The sequence below is a fragment of the Streptomyces sp. NPDC092952 genome, assembly GCF_044754785.1.
GTDB lineage: Bacteria > Actinomycetota > Actinomycetes > Streptomycetales > Streptomycetaceae > Streptomyces.
Genome location: NZ_JBIVPT010000026.1, coordinates 1 through 16,965 on the forward strand (window position 1 = coordinate 1; position 16,965 = coordinate 16,965).

Annotated in this window: 15 protein-coding genes and 1 riboswitch; of the genes, 12 read left to right on the top strand and 3 right to left on the bottom strand. The window is 69.7% G+C overall.

Features of this window, described 5'->3' with window-relative positions:
• Positions 1-197 precede the first annotated feature (197 nt).
• The 10 genes from pgsA (at position 198) to ACIQGQ_RS33680 (ending at position 10,151) form a co-directional block, all read left to right on the top strand.
• Positions 198-806, top strand: coding sequence for a CDP-diacylglycerol--glycerol-3-phosphate 3-phosphatidyltransferase (gene pgsA, locus ACIQGQ_RS33635; RefSeq protein ID WP_402403341.1), 609 nt, complete (start codon positions 198-200; stop codon positions 804-806).
• Positions 807-919: 113 nt separating this feature from the next.
• A complete protein-coding gene (locus ACIQGQ_RS33640) occupies positions 920-3,415 on the top strand; it encodes a sugar phosphate nucleotidyltransferase (RefSeq protein WP_402403344.1) in 2,496 nt (831 codons plus the stop codon).
• Positions 3,416-3,513: 98 nt separating this feature from the next.
• Positions 3,514-4,437, top strand: a complete 924-nt coding sequence (locus tag ACIQGQ_RS33645; protein ID WP_402403347.1) for a DUF881 domain-containing protein — start codon at positions 3,514-3,516, stop codon at positions 4,435-4,437.
• Positions 4,434-4,766, top strand: a complete 333-nt coding sequence (locus ACIQGQ_RS33650; protein ID WP_003970459.1) for a small basic family protein — start codon at positions 4,434-4,436, stop codon at positions 4,764-4,766. The genes ACIQGQ_RS33645 and ACIQGQ_RS33650 overlap by 4 nt, the downstream gene beginning before the upstream one ends.
• A 5-nt stretch (positions 4,767-4,771) precedes the next feature.
• Complete coding sequence (locus ACIQGQ_RS33655) at positions 4,772-5,560, top strand: DUF881 domain-containing protein (protein WP_402403350.1); 789 nt, start codon at positions 4,772-4,774, stop codon at positions 5,558-5,560.
• A gap of 190 nt (positions 5,561-5,750) precedes the next feature.
• A complete protein-coding gene (locus ACIQGQ_RS33660) occupies positions 5,751-6,539 on the top strand; it encodes an FHA domain-containing protein (RefSeq protein ID WP_402403353.1) in 789 nt (262 codons plus the stop codon).
• 41 nt (positions 6,540-6,580) lie between these two features.
• Positions 6,581-7,321, top strand: coding sequence for a MerR family transcriptional regulator (locus ACIQGQ_RS33665; RefSeq protein WP_402403356.1), 741 nt, complete (start codon positions 6,581-6,583; stop codon positions 7,319-7,321).
• A gap of 54 nt (positions 7,322-7,375) precedes the next feature.
• Entirely contained in the window at positions 7,376-7,849 is a 474-nt protein-coding gene (locus ACIQGQ_RS33670) for a bifunctional nuclease family protein (protein WP_352280513.1), read from the top strand.
• Between the two features lie 241 nt (positions 7,850-8,090).
• Complete coding sequence (locus tag ACIQGQ_RS33675; protein WP_352280514.1) at positions 8,091-8,630, top strand: MerR family transcriptional regulator; 540 nt, start codon at positions 8,091-8,093, stop codon at positions 8,628-8,630.
• Positions 8,631-8,687: 57 nt separating this feature from the next.
• A complete protein-coding gene (locus ACIQGQ_RS33680) occupies positions 8,688-10,151 on the top strand; it encodes a DNA polymerase IV (protein WP_402403359.1) in 1,464 nt (487 codons plus the stop codon).
• On the opposite strand, the gene ACIQGQ_RS33685 is transcribed toward ACIQGQ_RS33680, so the two are convergent.
• Positions 10,076-10,456, bottom strand: coding sequence for a PRC-barrel domain-containing protein (locus tag ACIQGQ_RS33685; protein ID WP_352280516.1), 381 nt, complete (start codon positions 10,454-10,456; stop codon positions 10,076-10,078). The two genes, ACIQGQ_RS33680 and ACIQGQ_RS33685, sit on opposite strands and share 76 nt — an antisense overlap.
• A gap of 101 nt (positions 10,457-10,557) precedes the next feature.
• Positions 10,558-10,655, top strand: a riboswitch (glycine riboswitch).
• Between the two features lie 194 nt (positions 10,656-10,849).
• On the opposite strand from ACIQGQ_RS33685, the gene gcvP reads away from it, so the two are divergent.
• Positions 10,850-13,735: an aminomethyl-transferring glycine dehydrogenase gene (gcvP, locus tag ACIQGQ_RS33690; protein WP_402403363.1), complete on the top strand. Its 2,886-nt coding sequence runs from the start codon at positions 10,850-10,852 to the stop codon at positions 13,733-13,735.
• An 88-nt stretch (positions 13,736-13,823) separates the two neighbouring features.
• Here the strand turns inward: gcvP and ACIQGQ_RS33695 are convergent, their stop codons facing one another.
• Together ACIQGQ_RS33695 and ACIQGQ_RS33700 are read right to left on the bottom strand one after the other, a co-directional pair.
• A complete protein-coding gene (locus ACIQGQ_RS33695) occupies positions 13,824-14,030 on the bottom strand; it encodes a DUF5999 family protein (RefSeq protein WP_402403366.1) in 207 nt (68 codons plus the stop codon).
• A gap of 357 nt (positions 14,031-14,387) precedes the next feature.
• On the bottom strand, positions 14,388-14,981 hold the full coding sequence (locus tag ACIQGQ_RS33700) for a hypothetical protein (protein WP_402403369.1): 594 nt from the start codon (positions 14,979-14,981) through the stop codon (positions 14,388-14,390).
• A 477-nt stretch (positions 14,982-15,458) separates the two neighbouring features.
• Here ACIQGQ_RS33700 and ACIQGQ_RS33705 point away from each other — a divergent pair, with 477 nt between their 5' ends.
• A complete protein-coding gene (locus tag ACIQGQ_RS33705; RefSeq protein WP_402403371.1) occupies positions 15,459-16,964 on the top strand; it encodes a glutamate-cysteine ligase family protein in 1,506 nt (501 codons plus the stop codon).
• Position 16,965 lies beyond the last annotated feature (1 nt).

Sequence of the window (16,965 nt, forward strand, 5' to 3'; positions counted from 1 at the left end):
CGATGGTACTGCAGGGGGGACCCTGTGGGAGAGTAGGACGCCGCCGAACTTCTTTTACGGGAAAGCCCCGTGTCTCTTGTGGACACGGGGCTTTTTTGCGTTTACGCCTATTGCCGTCACCCCTGTGCAACCGGCGACGGTGGCTGAGGGTAAGGTCAGGGGGCATCATTGGCACTTTCTTCACAGGAGGCCCCCGGGTGGAGGTTCAGGAGACTCGGGTTCAGACGGACCGGGTACTCACCATCCCCAACATCCTCAGCATGGCTCGCCTCGTCGGCGTTCCGCTCTTCCTGTGGCTGATTCTTCGCCCCGTGTTCGGCGGACCCCACAGCGATGGCTGGGCTCTGCTCGTGCTGATGTTCAGCGGAATCAGCGATTACCTCGACGGCAAGCTCGCGCGTCGATGGAACCAGATCAGCAACCTCGGCCGGCTCCTGGATCCCGCTGCGGACCGCCTCTACATCCTTTCGACCCTTGTCGGCCTCACCTGGCGCGAGATCCTCCCGCTCTGGCTCACCGCAGTGCTGGTGGCCCGGGAACTGATGCTCCTCGTGATGGTCGGAATCCTGCGACGCCACGGCTATCCGCCGCCCCAGGTGAACTTCCTCGGCAAGGCGGCCACGTTCAACCTCATGTACGCGTTCCCCTTGTTGCTGCTCAGCGACGGAAGTGGTTGGCTGGCATCGGTGGCCGCTATTTTCGGATGGGCGTTCGCAGGTTGGGGTACAACGCTCTATTGGTGGGCAGGGATCCTCTACGTCGTTCAGGTCCGCCGACTCGTCAAGGCGGACGCAGAAGCCGATTGAGCTCGTTACCGCGGTGCCGCGCAGTGTGGCCGGCCCGCCACTGATGACCAGGATGGTGCCCTGACGGGCGAAGTCGGCTAAACCGTCGTCTCTTCAAGGAGGACGTTTCCGACATGAAGGCCGTCGTGATGGCTGGCGGCGAAGGCACACGCCTTCGCCCCATGACTTCGAGCATGCCCAAGCCTCTTCTGCCCGTCGCCAATCGGCCGATCATGGAGCATGTGCTTCGGCTGCTCAAGCGGCACGGGCTGAACGAGACCGTCGTAACGGTCCAGTTCCTCGCCTCGTTGGTCAAGAATTACTTCGGGGACGGCGAAGAGCTCGGAATGGAGCTCAGCTATGCCAATGAGGAGAAGCCGCTCGGTACCGCCGGGAGCGTGAAGAATGCCGAAGAGGCACTGAAGGACGACACCTTCCTGGTCATTTCCGGGGATGCGCTCACCGACTTCGACCTGACCGATCTCATCGCCTTCCACAAGGAAAAGGGCGGCCTGGTCACGGTGTGTCTGACCCGGGTGCCGAACCCGCTGGAATTCGGCATCACGATCGTGGACGAGGGGGGCCAGGTCGAGCGCTTCCTGGAGAAGCCCACCTGGGGCCAGGTCTTCTCGGACACCGTCAACACCGGCATCTACGTCATGGAGCCCGAGGTCTTCGACTATGTCGCAGCCGATGTCTCGGTGGACTGGTCGGGTGACGTCTTCCCCCAGCTCATGAAGGAGGGCAAGCCCATCTACGGCTATATCGCCGAGGGCTACTGGGAGGACGTCGGTACACACGAGAGCTACGTGAAGGCACAGGCCGACGTGCTGGAGCGCAAGGTCGACGTCGACATCGACGGATTCGAGATCTCGCCCGGTGTGTGGGTCGCGGAAGGCGCGGAAGTGCATCCCGACGCGGTGCTTCGAGGGCCGCTCTACATCGGTGACTACGCGAAGGTCGAAGCAGGCGCCGAAGTACGTGAACACACGGTCATCGGATCGAATGTGGTGGTCAAGAGCGGTGCTTTCCTGCACAAGGCCGTGATCCACGACAACGTCTACATCGGCCAGCACAGCAATCTGCGCGGATGCGTGATCGGCAAGAACACCGACGTCATGGGAGCGGCACGCATCGAGGACGGCGCCGTCATCGGCGACGAGTGCCTGATCGGCGAGGAATCGATCATTCAGGGCAATGTCCGGGTCTACCCGTTCAAGACCATCGAGGCCGGTGCCTTCGTCAACACCTCGGTGATCTGGGAATCGCGCGGGCAGGCGCACCTCTTCGGTGCCCGTGGTGTGTCCGGAATCCTCAACGTCGAGATCACTCCCGAGCTGGCGGTCCGGCTCGCCGGAGCCTATGCCACCACCCTCAAGAAGGGGGCGACGGTCACCACCGCGCGTGATCACTCCCGCGGCGCCCGCGCACTCAAACGCGCAGTGATCTCCGCTCTCCAGGCCAGCGCCATCGACGTCCGGGACCTGGAGAACGTACCGCTGCCCGTCGCCCGCCAGCAGACCGCGCGGGGGAGCGCCGGCGGAATCATGATCCGCACCTCTCCAGGGGTCCCCGACTCGGTCGACATCATGTTCATCGACGAACGGGGCGCCGACCTGTCGCAGGCGCGCCAGCGGAAGCTGGACCGGGTCTATGCACGTCAGGAGTACCGCCGGGCCTTCCCGGGCGAGATCGGGGACCTGCACTTCCCGTCCAGCGTCTTCGACTCGTACACCGGATCGCTGCTGCGGAACGTCGACACCACGGGCATCGCCGACGCCGGACTCAAGGTCGTCGTCGACGCGTCCAACGGCAGTGCCGGGCTCGTCCTGCCGAGCCTGCTCGGGCGGCTCGGTGTCGACGCGCTCACCATCAATCCCGGCCTCGACGAATCGCGGCCCACCGAGACCGCCGAGTCACGGCGCTCCGGCATGGTGCGGCTGGGGGAGATCGTCGCCTCGGCCGGGGCCTCGTTCGGCGTACGGTTCGACCCGGTGGGGGAACGGCTCTCCCTGGTCGACGAGCGGGGACGGATCATCGAGGACGACCGGGCGCTCCTGGTGATGCTCGATCTCGTGGCGGCCGAACGGCGCAGCGGGCGGGTGGCCCTGCCCGTCACCACGACACGCGTCGCCGAGCAGGTGGCGGCTTACCACGGAACACAGGTCGAATGGACGACCACGTCACCGGACGATCTGACGCGCGTGGGGCGCGAGGAAGGCACCATCTTCGGTGGAGACGGGCTCGGCGGCTTCATCGTTCCCGAATTCAGCAGTGTCTTCGACGGATCCGCCGCCTTCGTGCGGCTCCTCGGGCTGGTGGCCAGGACGCAGCTCACGCTCAGCCAGATCGATGCGCGCATCCCCCGTGCCCATGTCCTGCGCCGTGACCTGGCCACTCCTTGGGCCGTCAAGGGGCTTGTGATGCGCCGGGTCGTGGAGGCCGCCGGGGACCGTGACGTCGACACGACGGACGGTGTACGGGTGGTCGAGGCCGACGGACGCTGGGTGATGGTCCTCCCGGACCCGGCCGAGGCGGTCACCCATCTGTGGGCCGAGGGGCCCGACGACGCCTCCGCGCAGCTGCTGCTGGACGAGTGGGCGGCCGTCGTGGAGGGTGCGGGCCGGTGACGCCGCCACCGGTGTGTCCGGCGGCGGTCGGCGACGGCCTCGGGCACACCGGTGGGGCCATTCGGCGGTAGCCTCGGCAACGTGCGACGATGTGCGGCATGTCGCAGCAGCCCCCCGATCGGAGTACCGCCTCTCCTCCCGCGCGTCCCGACGCGTCCATGTCGCTGCTGACCAACGTGATGGACCACAGCCTCGACGACGGATACGCCGAGGCGTCGGCGCGCCGCGAGGCCGACGGGACGGCGGGCATGCCCCGCACGCTCAAGTCCAGGCTCGGCCTCGCCGCCTGCCTGGTGCTCGCCGCGCTCGTGGTGACGCTCGGGGCCGCGGAGGCGCGGGTCTCCGCACCGGTCCTCGCCAAGGAGCGGCAGGAGCTGATCGGGCGCATCGACGACGAGACCGCGGCCGCCGACAGCCTTGAGGCGGAGGTGGACGAACTCCGGGACGACGTGGGCAGGCGCCAGCGCAAGGCCCTGGAGAAGCACGGCGGGGACCAGGGGGAGCGGGTGGCGCTGCTCGCCGGGGCGACCCCGGTCGAGGGGCCCGGCGTGAAGCTCGTCGTCGACGACGCCAAGGACACCGACCAGGGCGGTGGCGGTCCCAGGGAGACCAACGGGTTCGCCGACACCGGGCGGGTCCGGGACCGGGACCTCCAACGGGTCGTCAACGGACTGTGGCAGTCCGGAGCGGAGGCCATCGCGATCAACGGCCAGCGGCTCACGGCCCTGTCGGCGATCCGTGCCGCTGGCGACGCCATACTGGTCGACAACAGGCCGCTGGTACCGCCCTACACGGTGCTGGCGGTGGGGAACGGGAAGCAGCTCGCCGCCGCCTTCCAGGACACTGCCGACGGGCAGTACCTGCAGGCCCTCAAGGACACCTTCGACATCCGGACGAGCCTGTCCGCACAGCAGAAGATCAGCCTCCCGGTCGCGCCGAGCCTGATCGTACGTACAGCAGAGCCTTATCGTGCCGCAGACACCGGCAGTGGTGCGGCAGACACAGGGAAGGGCACATCGTGATCGCCGTACTGGGCCTCGTCGTGGGAGTCGTGGTCGGGCTGTTGGTCCGGCCCGAGGTGCCGGCCGTGGTCGAGCCGTATCTCCCGATCGCCGTCGTGGCCGCCCTCGACGCCGTCTTCGGCGGCCTGCGGGCCATGCTCGACGGGATCTTCGTCGACAAGGTCTTCGTCGTGTCGTTCCTCTCGAACGTCGTGGTGGCTGCCCTCATCGTGTTCCTGGGCGACAAGCTGGGCGTGGGCGCGCAGCTGTCCACCGGTGTGGTGGTCGTGCTCGGGATCCGGATCTTCTCCAACGCCGCGGCCATCCGCCGGCACGTCTTCCGGGCCTGATGGCGATGAGCGACGAAGAACTTCCCGACGGCCCCGAGAGGGCCGAGAAGCCGGTACAGGGTCCCGCGCAGGAACTCACCGGCCGCCAGCGGCTGGCCGCCGGTCTCTGGCCGCCACGGGTGACACGGGCCCAACTGACCGTCGCGGTGCTGCTGTTCGTGCTCGGGCTCGGACTGGCCATCCAGGTGCGGTCCACCAGCGACAACAGCGCACTGCGCGGTGCCCGGCAGGAGGACCTGGTCCGGATCCTCGACGAGCTGGACGACCGGACGCAGCGGCTGGAGGACGAGAAGCAACGGCTGGCCGCCCAGCGCACGGAGCTGGAGAACAGCTCCGACCAGGCCGAGGAGGCGCGCAAGCAGACGGTCGAGAAGGAGCGGCAACTCGGTATCCTCGCGGGCACCGTGGCGGCCCACGGGCCCGGGATCACCCTCACCGTCCACGACCCCGGGGACGGGGTGAAGGCGGACATGCTGCTGGACGCGCTCCAGGAGCTGCGTGCGGCGGGCGCCGAGGCGATCGAGGTCAACGGGGTGCGGGTGGTCGCCAACACCTACTTCTCCGGTGAGGGCGGCCACGTCGCCGTCGACGGCCGTAAGATCACCGAGCCGTACGTCTTCAAGGTGATCGGCAAGCCCCAGGACCTGGAGCCGGCGCTCAACATCCCGGGCGGTGTGGTGCAGACCCTGGAGAAGGAGCAGGCCACCGTGCGGGTGGCCCAGGCCGACGACATCGTCGTGGATGCCTTGCGACGGGCGGAGCAGCCTGACTACGCTCGGTCGTCGTCACCGTGACATCGCGGCGCGGAGGGGTCGAAGGACACGGGCGCGAGGTTGCGGGGGGTCGCCGCACCGTATTGGTGGTGCGTGGTGGAAACTGTCGGGTGGATACGGACGTTGTGAAGATGTCCGGGTCGGCAGGTGTGTTCATTCAGGGTTCGTCCTGCCCCACGGGCGGGTCTATTTCGGTCAAGGGGAATCGCCCGTGAAGTTGTTTGGGAAGTTGTTCGGCAAGAGCGCTCGCGACGAGGCCGCCCGCCATCGCGCACCGCGCCATGGACAGGCGGAGGAGCAGGGTTCGGAACGCCCGCTCTTCCGTGATCAGGTATCGGGTACGGGGAGTGACAATTCGGGCGCAACCGGCGCGTCGTCTGTTGACCCTGCCGGTGCCGCCCGCATAGGTTTCGGGGAATCGTCGGCCTCGAGTTCGGGTGGAGGGTTCGCCTCCAGCCAGGAGGGTTCGCCCATGCCGGTCTGTCCGAGGTGCGGCCATCGCAACACCGAGGCCGGCCGGTTCTGCTCCAACTGCGGTACGCCGCTGCGGGGCGGGATTCCGGAGCGTGCCTCCGAGACGACCTCGACCATCTCCATCTCCGGTCTCGAGGCGTACGACCCGGAGGCCACCGGCCAGACCGCGCTTCCGTCCCTCTCGCCCGAGGCGCAGGCCGCCGTCGAGGCGCTGCCGCTCGGCTCGGCGCTCCTGGTGGTGCGCCGCGGTCCGAACTCCGGCAGTCGCTTCCTGCTGGACGGCGAGCTGACCACGGCGGGCCGTCACCCGCAGAGCGACATCTTCCTCGACGACGTGACGGTGTCGCGTCGCCACGTGGAGTTCCGCAGGGGTGTCGACGGCAGCTTCACGGTCGGGGACGTGGGCAGTCTGAACGGTACGTACGTCAACCGTGAGCCGGTCGACTCCGTCGCCCTGTCCAGCGGTGACGAAGTGCAGATCGGCAAGTACCGGCTGGTCTTCTACGCGAGCCAGCGCGGTATCTGACCCGCTCCCTGACGCCGTCGGGGGGAACCCCAGGAAGGGCCATGCTGAGAACACCGACGGGCGGTGCCGGGGTCGGCACCGCCACCGGCGACGACCGCCCCATGAGCATCGGGACGGTGCTGCTGCGGCTGCGGGAAGAGTTTCCCGAGGTCACGATCTCCAAGATTCGCTTCCTGGAGGCCGAGGGGCTCGTCGAGCCGCAGCGGACCCCCTCCGGCTACCGCAAGTTCCGCGGTGCCGATGTGGAGCGGCTGGCCCAGGTGCTGCGCATGCAGCGAGACCACTACCTGCCGCTGAAGGTCATCCGCGAGCATCTGGACGCCCTCGCCCGCGGTGAACAGGCCGCCCTGCCGTCCGGGGGCGGCCCCCGGGATCCCGGCGACGGGACCCTCCCGGAGCCCGGACGGCCCACCGCGGCCCGGATCGGCCGTGCGGAGCTGCTGGCCGCCGCCGAGGTCACCGAGAGCGAGCTCGACGAGTGGGAGTCGTACGGTCTGGTCACCCCGACCGCCGAGGGCGGCTACGACGCCGAGGCGGTCACCGTCGCCAAGCTTGTGGCGGATCTGGGCAGGTTCGGACTCGAACCGCGTCACCTGCGTGCCATGCGGGCGGCCGCGGACCGTGAGGTCGGGCTCATCGAGCAGGTGGTCGCACCCCTGCGCAGACACCGGAATCCGCAGACCAGAGCCCATGCGGAGGCCACGGCGAAGGAGCTCGCGGAGCTGTCCGTACGGCTTCACTCGGCCTTCGTCCAGAGCGCCCTGCACATCCGGCTCCACTGAGTCGCGCGGGCGCCCGACTACCCAAACCTGCCGGGCACGTCCTAGGGTTGCTGTGTGAACGAGCTCGACGTTGTGGGTGTCCGGGTGGAAATGCCCTCGAACCAACCGATCGTGCTCCTGCGTGAAGTGGGAGGCGACCGGTTCCTCCCCATTTGGATCGGTCCCGGGGAGGCGACCGCGATCGCCTTCGCTCAGCAGGGCATGGCTCCGGCCAGACCGCTGACCCATGATCTCTTCAAGAACGTGCTCGAGGCCGTGGGCCAGGAGCTCACCGAGGTCCGCATCACGGACCTCCGGGAAGGGGTCTTCTACGCGGAGCTGGTCTTTGCCAGCGGGGTGGAGGTGAGCGCACGGCCGTCCGACGCCATAGCGCTCGCCCTGCGCACCGGTACGAAGATCTACGGCAGCGACGGGGTGCTCGACGACGCGGGCATCGCGATCCCGGACGAGCAGGAGGACGAGGTGGAGAAGTTCCGCGAGTTCCTCGACCAGATCTCTCCGGAGGACTTCGGCACCAACAGCCAGTGACCGTCCTCGGGCCGCCGTCAGCACATCCGGCCAGCCTTTCCCGTTTGCGGGGCAGAGGAAACCACCCTCGGGGTGATTATCACTCGGCGTGCCGAGTGTGGCGATCGTTGACGCACCCCGAGTGACTGCCTACCTTCGATAAGGCAGGTCAAGGACGGAGGTCGGCGTGAGAAGCAGCGGCGACGGTACGGCAGCGGGCGGGTCGTATTCGCAGCAGGGAAGTACAGCCGACCGCACCGTCGTGCAACCGGTTCAACCGGCGGTGGCGGGGGGCGCAGTGGCATCGGCCGACGACATCGGATACCGCGGGCCGACCGCCTGCGCGGCGGCCGGGATCACCTACCGGCAGCTCGACTACTGGGCGCGTACGGGGCTGGTGGAGCCGAGTGTGCGCCCCGCGTACGGTTCCGGCACGCAGCGGCTCTACAGCTTCCGGGACGTCGTCCTGCTGAAGATCGTGAAGCGCTTCCTGGACACCGGCGTGGCGCTCCAGAACATCCGCACCACAGTGCAGCACCTGCGGGCCCGCGGCTTCCAGGATCTTGAGCGGATGACGCTGATGAGCGACGGGGCGACGGTGTACGAGTGCTCCTCGCCCGACGAGGTCGTCAGCCTGCTCCAGGGCGGCCAGGGGATCTTCGGCATCGCCGTGGGCGTGGTGTGGCAGGACGTAGACGCCGCGCTCTCGCAGCTGCACGGCGAGCGGGTGGACACCGGCGAGACCCTCGTCCGGAACAACCCCACCGACGAACTGGCGCGGCGGCGCAACCGGGCCGGCTGACCCGGCGGACGTCCTGGTCACGGCGATTGTCAGTGCCGTAGGGCAGCATCGGTGGGTGTGAGAGCCGCGCCCACCATCCTCCATCTCGACATGGACGCCTTCTACGCCTCGGCGGAGCAGGCGGCCAAGCCGAGCCTGCGCGGCAAACCGGTCGTGGTGGGTGGGCTGGGGCCGCGCGGGGTCGTCGCCACCGCCTCGTACGAGGCGCGGCGCTTCGGGGTGCACTCCGCCATGCCGATGGCCCAGGCGCGGCGCCTCGCGCCCAACGCGGCCTACCTGGTGCCCCGCTTCCAGCTGTACCGGACGGTGAGCGAGCAGGTGATGGAGCTGCTCGCACGGCTCTCCCCGCTGGTGGAGCCGCTCAGCCTGGACGAGGCCTTCGTGGACCTGGAGGCCGGGGGCACGGCCGACGACACGGCTTCGGCCCTGGAGATCGGCGCGCGGCTGCGGGAGGCCATCAGAGCGGTCACCGGGCTCACCGGCTCGGTCGGGCTCGCCGGATCCAAGATGCTGGCCAAGATCGCCTCCGAGGAGGCCAAGCCCGACGGGCTTCGGCTGATAGCGCCGGGCACGGAGCGGGAGCTGCTCGCCCCCAAGCCCGTGCGGATCCTTCCCGGGGTGGGGCCCGCGACGGCGGACCATCTGCGCCGCGCCGGGATGACCACCGTCGACGACCTGGCCGAGGCCGGTGAGGACGAGCTCGTACGGCTGCTCGGCAAGGCGCACGGCGGCGCGCTCCACCGAATGGCTCTCGGACACGACGACCGGCCGGTGGTCGCGGAGCGGGACGCGAAATCGGTGTCGGTGGAGGACACCTTCGACGCCGATCTCCACGACCGGGTCCGGATCCGGTCGGAGGTCGAGCGCCTGGCCGACCGGTGCGTACAGCGGCTGCGGGGCGCGGGCAGGTCCGGGCGGACGGTGGTGCTGAAGGTGCGCCGCTACGACTTCTCGACGCTCACCCGGTCCGAGACGCTCCGCGGGCCCACGGACGACCCCACGGTGGTCCGTGAGGCCTCCGCGCGGCTCCTGGAGGCCGTGGACACCACCGGGGGCGTCCGGCTCCTCGGTGTGGGCGTCACGGGGCTCGCCGACTACACGCAGGAGGACCTCTTCGCCCAGGCGGCGGCAGAGGAGCGGGCGGTGGCGGGAGAGCCGCTGGAGGAGCCACCGGCGGCGGACGAGGACAGTGCCGGGGAAAGGGGCGGGCCCGGGGCGAAGGCCCCGGAGACCGTCGAGGAGCGCGCGGACCGGCGCTGGTCCGCCGGACACGACGTGGAGCATGCCGAGTACGGCCACGGCTGGGTGCAGGGCAGCGGTGTCGGCCGGGTGACGGTGCGGTTCGAGGAGCCCGAGTCGCCGCCCGGCCGGGTGCGTACGTTCCGCACGGACGATCCGGAGCTCGGACCGGCCGAGCCGCTGCCGCTGGTGAGGAATCCGCCGGACTATTCGTCCTGGCCGGCCAGCCTGCCGAAGTCCCGGTCCGGGGGGACGTCGCCGGGCGGGGAGTCGAGCCCGTAGTGGCGGTAGAGCTGGAGCTCCTGCTCGGGGGAGAGGTGGCGGCCCACGCCGAAGTCGGGCGCGTCCTTGATCAGCGCCCGGTCGAAGGGGACCCGGAGGGTGTCCGCCACGAATTCACTGGGCTCCAGTGGTACGAACGCGTCCCGGCTGAAGAGCCCGGTGCGTACGGCCGCCCATTCCGGCACCCCGGTCGCGTCGTCGAGGTACACCTCGTCCACGGTCCCGATCTTGACGCCCTTGCGGTCGAACGCCTTGCGGCCGATCAGGCTCCGCGGATCGATGTCGGTCTGCACGGTCCCTCCCATTGGTCGCAACTACTCCACAAGCACTACAAAAGGCCAGATCCGGGTGGTTGGCCACTTGAGAAATCGGCCACGAACCCCGCTGGTAGGCTGGTCATGGCCGCTGACCCCGTGCGGGAGAGTCCTTCGGAGCTGATCCGGAGGGCGCCGAAGGAGCAAATCCTCCCCGGAATCTCTCAGGCCCCCGTACCGCACGGACGAGGTCACTCTGGAAAGCAGGACGGGCTTCGTACGGCCGGGTGCCGGTACGAATCCCGACCTCACCGACGGTGAAAGCCGGTACGCCGCAAAGCGCGCCGGTGAAGCTCTCAGGTCGAGATGACAGAGGGGGAGGCCGTTCGGGCACCCGCGCCGGGGTGCCCCTCGCAGGTCGTGACAGACCAGGAGGCCTCCACCATGACCCCCCGTCGCACTCCGCTCTCCCAGCTGGAGCAGGGTATTCCGTTCGAGCAGCGCCACATCGGACCCGATGCCGAGGCGCAGTCGAAGATGCTCGCCCAGGTCGGTTACGGCTCGCTGGACGAGCTCACCGCGGCCGCGGTGCCCGATGTCATCAAGAGCACGGAGGCCCTCGGGCTGCCGGCCGCGCGCACCGAGGCGGAGGTCCTCGCCGAGCTGCGCGACCTCGCGGACCGCAACCAGGTGCTGGCCCCGATGATCGGGCTCGGCTACTACGGCACCTTCACCCCGCCGGTGATCCTGCGCAACGTCATGGAGAACCCCGCCTGGTACACGGCCTACACGCCGTACCAGCCGGAGATCTCGCAGGGCCGCCTGGAGGCCCTGCTCAACTTCCAGACGATGGTCGCCGACTTGGCCGGGCTGCCCACCTCCGGCGCCTCCCTGCTGGACGAGGGCACCGCCGCCGCCGAGGCCATGGCGCTCTCCCGGCGCGTCGGCAAGGTGAAGAACGGCGTCTTCCTGGTCGACGCCGACGCCCTGCCGCAGACCGTCGCCGTCATCGAGACCCGCGCCGAGCCCACCGGCGTCGAGGTCGTCGTCGCCGACCTGTCCGAGGGCATCCCGGCCGAGATCGCCGAGCGCGGTGTCTTCGGCGTCCTGGTGCAGTACCCCGGCGCCTCCGGCGAGGTGCGGAACATCGCCCCCCTCGTCGAGCAGGCCCACGAGCTGGGCGCGATCGTCACGGTCGCCGCCGACCTGCTGGCCCTGACCCTGCTCACCTCGCCCGGCGAGCTGGGCGCGGACATCGCCATCGGTACCACCCAGCGCTTCGGCGTCCCGATGGGCTTCGGCGGCCCGCACGCCGGCTACATGGCCGTGCGCGAGAAGTTCGCCCGCAGCCTCCCGGGCCGACTCGTCGGCGTCTCCGTCGACGCCGACGGCAACAAGGCGTACCGGCTGGCCCTGCAGACCCGTGAGCAGCACATCCGCCGCGAGAAGGCCACCAGCAACATCTGCACCGCGCAGGTGCTGCTCGCCGTCATGGCCGGGATGTACGCCGTCTACCACGGTCCGGACGGGCTGCGGACGATCGCCCGGCGCACCCACCGCTACGCCGCGATCCTGGCCGCGGGGCTGCGCGCCGCCGGTGTCGACGTCGTGACCGGCGCCCACTTCGACACGCTCACCGTCCGTGTCCCGGGCAAGGCGGCCGAGGTCGTCGCCGAGGCCCGTGCGCGCGGGGTCAACCTGCGCCCGGTCGACGCCGACCTGGTCTCCGTCGCCTGCGACGAGACCACCACGCGGACGCAGATCGCCGCCGTCTGGGCCGCCTTCGGCGCCGAGGGCGACATCGAGGAGCTGGACGCCACCGTCGCCGACGCGCTGCCCGAGGGGCTGCTGCGTACCGACGCGGTCCTCACCCACCCGGTCTTCCACCAGCACCGTTCCGAGACCGCGATGCTGCGCTACCTGCGCCGGCTCTCCGACCGGGACTACGCGCTGGACCGCGGCATGATCCCGCTCGGCTCCTGCACCATGAAGCTGAACGCGACCACCGAGATGGAGCCGATCACCTGGCCCGAGTTCGGCGCGCTGCACCCCTTCGCCCCGGCCGAGCAGGCCGAGGGCTTCCTCACCCTCATCCGTGAGCTGGAGGAGCGCCTCGCCGAGGTCACCGGGTACGACGCGGTCTCGATCCAGCCGAACGCGGGCTCGCAGGGCGAGTTCGCCGGTCTCCTGGCGGTACGGGCGTACCACCGGGCCAACGGTGACGAGCAGCGCACCGTCTGCCTCATCCCCTCCTCGGCGCACGGCACCAACGCGGCCAGCGCCGTGATGGCCGGGATGAAGGTCGTCGTGGTGAAGACCGCCGACGACGGCGAGGTGGACATCGAGGACCTGCGGGCCAAGATCGAGAAGCACCGCGACGAGCTCGCCGTGCTCATGATCACGTACCCGTCGACGCACGGGGTGTTCGAGGAGCACGTCGCCGACATCTGCGCCGAGGTGCACGACGCCGGCGGCCAGGTCTACGTCGACGGAGCCAACCTCAACGCGCTGGTGGGCCTCGCCCGGCCGGGCCGGTTCGGCGGCGACGTCTCGCACCTGAACCTGCACAAGACCTTCTGCATCCCGCACGGCGGCGGCGGCCCCGGCGTCGGCCCGGTCGGCGTGCGCGCCCACCTCGCCCCGTATCTGCCGAACCACCCGCTCCAGCCCGCGGCGGGCCCCGAGACCGGGGTCGGGCCGATCTCGGCCGCTCCGTGGGGTTCGGCCGGCATCCTCCCGATCTCCTGGGCGTACGTGCGCCTGATGGGCGGGGAGGGGCTGAAGCGTGCGACGCAGGTCGCGGTGCTGGCGGCCAACTACATCGCCAAGCGGCTGGAGCCGCACTACCCGATCCTGTACACCGGCCCGGCCGGGCTGGTCGCGCACGAGTGCATCGTGGACCTGCGGCCGATCTCCAAGGCCACCGGCGTCAGCGTCGACGACATCGCCAAGCGGCTGATCGACTACGGCTTCCACGCGCCGACGATGTCGTTCCCGGTCGCGGGGACGCTGATGATCGAGCCGACGGAGAGCGAGAACCTCGCGGAGCTGGACCGTTTCTGCGACACGATGATCGCCATCCGCGACGAGATCGAGAAGGTGGCCTCCGGCGAGTGGAGCGCGGACGACAACCCGCTGCGCAACGCCCCGCACACCGCCGGGATGGTCGGCGGGGAGTGGGAGCACGGGTACAGCCGTGAGACGGCTGTCTTCCCGGCCGGTGTCGTGGCCGCCGACAAGTACTGGCCGCCGGTGCGCCGGATCGACGGTGCCTTCGGCGACCGCAACCTCGTCTGCTCCTGCCCGCCGCTGGACGAGTACGACCACTGAGGTGTGAGCACCGCCGTGTGACGCGGACGCGTGCCGGGGCCGGTTCGGAGGATTCTCCGGGCCGGCCCCCGTTCGTTGTCGGCCGCGGTCAGGCGGCCTTCACCACCCGGTCGGTCGCCAGTGGCCGGTGCGGGGCGATGATCTGACCGTCCGGGAGCAGTTCGCCGGTGTCCTCGAAGAGCAGGACGCCGTTGCACAGCAGGCTCCAGCCCTGTTCCGGATGGTGCGCCGTCAGGCGGGCGGCCTCCCGGTCGGCTGAGTCGGCGGTCGGGCACGATGGCTGATGTTGGCACATGGCTGGGTTCTCTCGCTGCGTTGTAGTGAATGTCCTGCGGCTGGATGAGCTGTTCATGGCCGTCCCCCGTATCGATCGGTCCGGTCCCAGTGTTGCCCCACGGGCGTCAATCCGCAGGGATTTCGAAGCAGCACTTCTCCTGACCCGGAGGACGTGTCACCCACGCGGACGGTTCACCGCAACTGCACTGTCAATTCGGATGGTTCGGGGTGGCCGGTACGGGCTAGTCCGGACGGGCGGGGAATGCGCCCCCACCTCGGAACCCTTCTGGCCCCGGCACCCGTTCGGCCCCGTCGGAGCACCGTGCCCCGCCACCGGGACGGCGGCGGGGCACGGAGCGAGAAGGCGGACGGGACCTCAGGCCGGGGAACCGAGCAGCGGCCCCGGGCCGGGCGGGATGCGCAGCGTCATCACGCGCAGCAGATCGGCGACCCGGTGCGGGCGGTGCGCGGCGATCCCCGGTGGGGCGGGGGCCAGGGGGACCAGGAGGTCGGCCGGGGCGAGCTCCCCGGCGGCGGCGTCCGCCTCGGCGTCGCCGTGCAGCCACAGCGTCAGCATGTACAGCTCCGGGATGGACAGCAGCCGCGGCTGGTAGCGCGGCGCCACAGTCTCCGCCTGGCGCAGGGCCAGCTCGGTCGAGGCGATGTAGGGGCCCTCGAAGAAGTGCGAGAAGGTCCAGCCGTCTGCGGTGATCATGGTGTCCGCCGCCGCGACGGCCCGCTCCGCGTCGCGGATCAGGAACCGCCATCCGGTGAGCCGGGTCGCCGGGGCCGGGCCGTTCGGACCGATCCGCTCCAGTACGTGGACCGGGAGCGGGAGTTCGGGGCTGAGCGGTCCCTGGGCGGACCGGAGGGCGGGGGTGCGGGCTTCGCGTACGGCGGTGGGTGAACCGAGGGCCGCGAGAACGCTGCGCAGAGCGGGCGCGGGAGCCGGGAAGAGATGCAGCGGCATGGTGGGTCGCCTCTCGCTTCGGAGACACGGTGGTGCGTGGGCGGGTGCAGACGGCGCTGTCGGCATGCGGGGCCAGAGGGGCCGGGACCGGGCCGGTGCGTCAACTCTCTGCCTCGTCCGCGAAGTTTATACGAAACGCGTTCACACAGTGATTCCACTAGTCGTCGCAGGCAATGGAAGCAAGGCGGTATCAAGACTCGAATATGCGGAGAACGTGCTGATTACCTGACGGTTGCACAGCCTTCGCCTGGCGTTTTTCATGGAACGCGGACGGCTGAAACACGTCCCTGTTTTTCCCTCCGCCGACCGGCAAACACACCCCGCATCATGCCTTTGGAATGTGCCCCGAGCGGCTGTTATGAGACTAGTGGGTCGGTGGCGTTCCCGGGGGCGTTATGGATCATCTGCTCTGGGCATTATCGATCGTGATACGAGCGGTCTGGGCCGTGGACCGTCCACCGAGGGAGGGACGCTTCGATGGGGGAGAAGGTCGTGGCGGGCGTCTTTGACCTGTCCGATCGGCAGAGGTACCGGAAGAAGCTCCACGAGTGCCTGGAGGGGCTGGAGCGACTTCTCTCGGAGCGGCGGTTCGACCGTCCGCGCAGCCTCATGGGTGTGGAGATCGAGCTGAATCTCGCGGGTGCCGACGGCATGCCGAAGATGATGAATGGGGAGGTCCTCCCGCGTATCGCGAGCCGCGATTTCCAGATGGAACTCGGGATGTTCAATCTGGAGGTGAACGTGGTGCCCCACCACTTGGGCGGCCGCGTTCTCGATCAGCTCACCGAAGAGCTGCGGGCCGGGCTCGGATATGCCCACCGGAAGGCGGGCGAGGTCGATGCCGGGCTCATGATGATCGGTATTCTTCCCACGCTGCGCCGCGAGGACCTCGTGCTCTCCAGTCTCTCGGACGCGGAGCGCTACACGCTGCTGAACGATCAGATGGTGGCTGCCCGGGGCGAGGTCTTCGCCCTCGACATCCAGGGTGTGGAGCGGCTGGTCTCCACCTCCGCATCGATCGCCCCCGAGGCCGCCTGCACCTCGGTCCAGTTCCATCTCCAGGTGACGCCCGCCCGGTTCGCCGACGTGTGGAACGCGTCCCAGGCGGTCGCCGGTGTCCAGATCGCGTTGGGCGCCAACTCGCCCTTCCTGTTCGGCCGGGAGCTCTGGCGGGAGTCGAGACCGCCGCTCTTCCAGCAGGCCACCGACACCCGCCCGCCCGAGCTCCGCAACCAGGGCGTACGGCCCCGGACCTGGTTCGGGGAGCGGTGGATCGGCTCGGCGTACGAGCTCTTCGAGGAGAACGTGCGCTACTTCCCGCCGCTCCTGCCGATCCACGACCAGGAGGAGCCGCTGCGGGTCCTCGACGAGGGCGGCGTACCCCGGCTGGCGGAAATGGTGCTCCACAACGGGACGATCTACCGCTGGAACCGCCCTGTGTACGGACTGGTCGACGGCGTCCCCCACCTGAGGGTGGAGAACCGGGTGCTGCCCGCCGGCCCCACCGTCATCGACATGATCGCCAACGCTGCCCTCTACTACGGCCTCGTGCGCTCGCTCGCCGAGGAGTCCCGCCCGGTATGGACCAGGCTGCCGTTCGCCGCCGCGGAGGAGAACTTCGACGCCGCCTGCCGGGCGGGCATCGACGCGGAGCTGGTCTGGCCGCGCCCCGGCCGCGCGGGCGGGCTGACCCGGGTGCCCGCGGTCAAGCTCGTACGCGACGAACTGCTGCCGCTCGCCGCGGCCGGGCTCGACGCGTGGAACATCGAGCCCGCGGACCGCGACCGCTTCCTCGGTGTCATCGAGGAACGGTGCCGGCGGCGGGTGAACGGTGCCTCCTGGCAGGCGGACACCTACCACCGGGCGCGGGAGGCCGGGCTCGACCGGCACGCGGCGCTGGCCGCGACCACCCGCCGCTACGCCGAACTGATGCACAGCGGGGAGCCCGTGCACACCTGGCCGACCGGGGCGCCCAAGCCGTGAC

Coding starts and splice junctions, on each gene's coding strand:
- ACIQGQ_RS33640 (WP_402403344.1), top strand. CDS start 920: ATGAAGGCCGTCGTGATGGCTGGCGGCGAAGGCACACGCCTTCGCCCC.
- ACIQGQ_RS33645 (WP_402403347.1), top strand. CDS start 3,514: ATGTCGCAGCAGCCCCCCGATCGGAGTACCGCCTCTCCTCCCGCGCGT.
- ACIQGQ_RS33655 (WP_402403350.1), top strand. CDS start 4,772: ATGAGCGACGAAGAACTTCCCGACGGCCCCGAGAGGGCCGAGAAGCCG.
- ACIQGQ_RS33665 (WP_402403356.1), top strand. CDS start 6,581: ATGCTGAGAACACCGACGGGCGGTGCCGGGGTCGGCACCGCCACCGGC.
- ACIQGQ_RS33685 (WP_352280516.1), bottom strand. CDS start 10,456: ATGGGAGGGACCGTGCAGACCGACATCGATCCGCGGAGCCTGATCGGC.
- gcvP (WP_402403363.1), top strand. CDS start 10,850: ATGACCCCCCGTCGCACTCCGCTCTCCCAGCTGGAGCAGGGTATTCCG.
- ACIQGQ_RS33695 (WP_402403366.1), bottom strand. CDS start 14,030: ATGTGCCAACATCAGCCATCGTGCCCGACCGCCGACTCAGCCGACCGG.
- ACIQGQ_RS33700 (WP_402403369.1), bottom strand. CDS start 14,981: ATGCCGCTGCATCTCTTCCCGGCTCCCGCGCCCGCTCTGCGCAGCGTT.
- ACIQGQ_RS33705 (WP_402403371.1), top strand. CDS start 15,459: ATGGGGGAGAAGGTCGTGGCGGGCGTCTTTGACCTGTCCGATCGGCAG.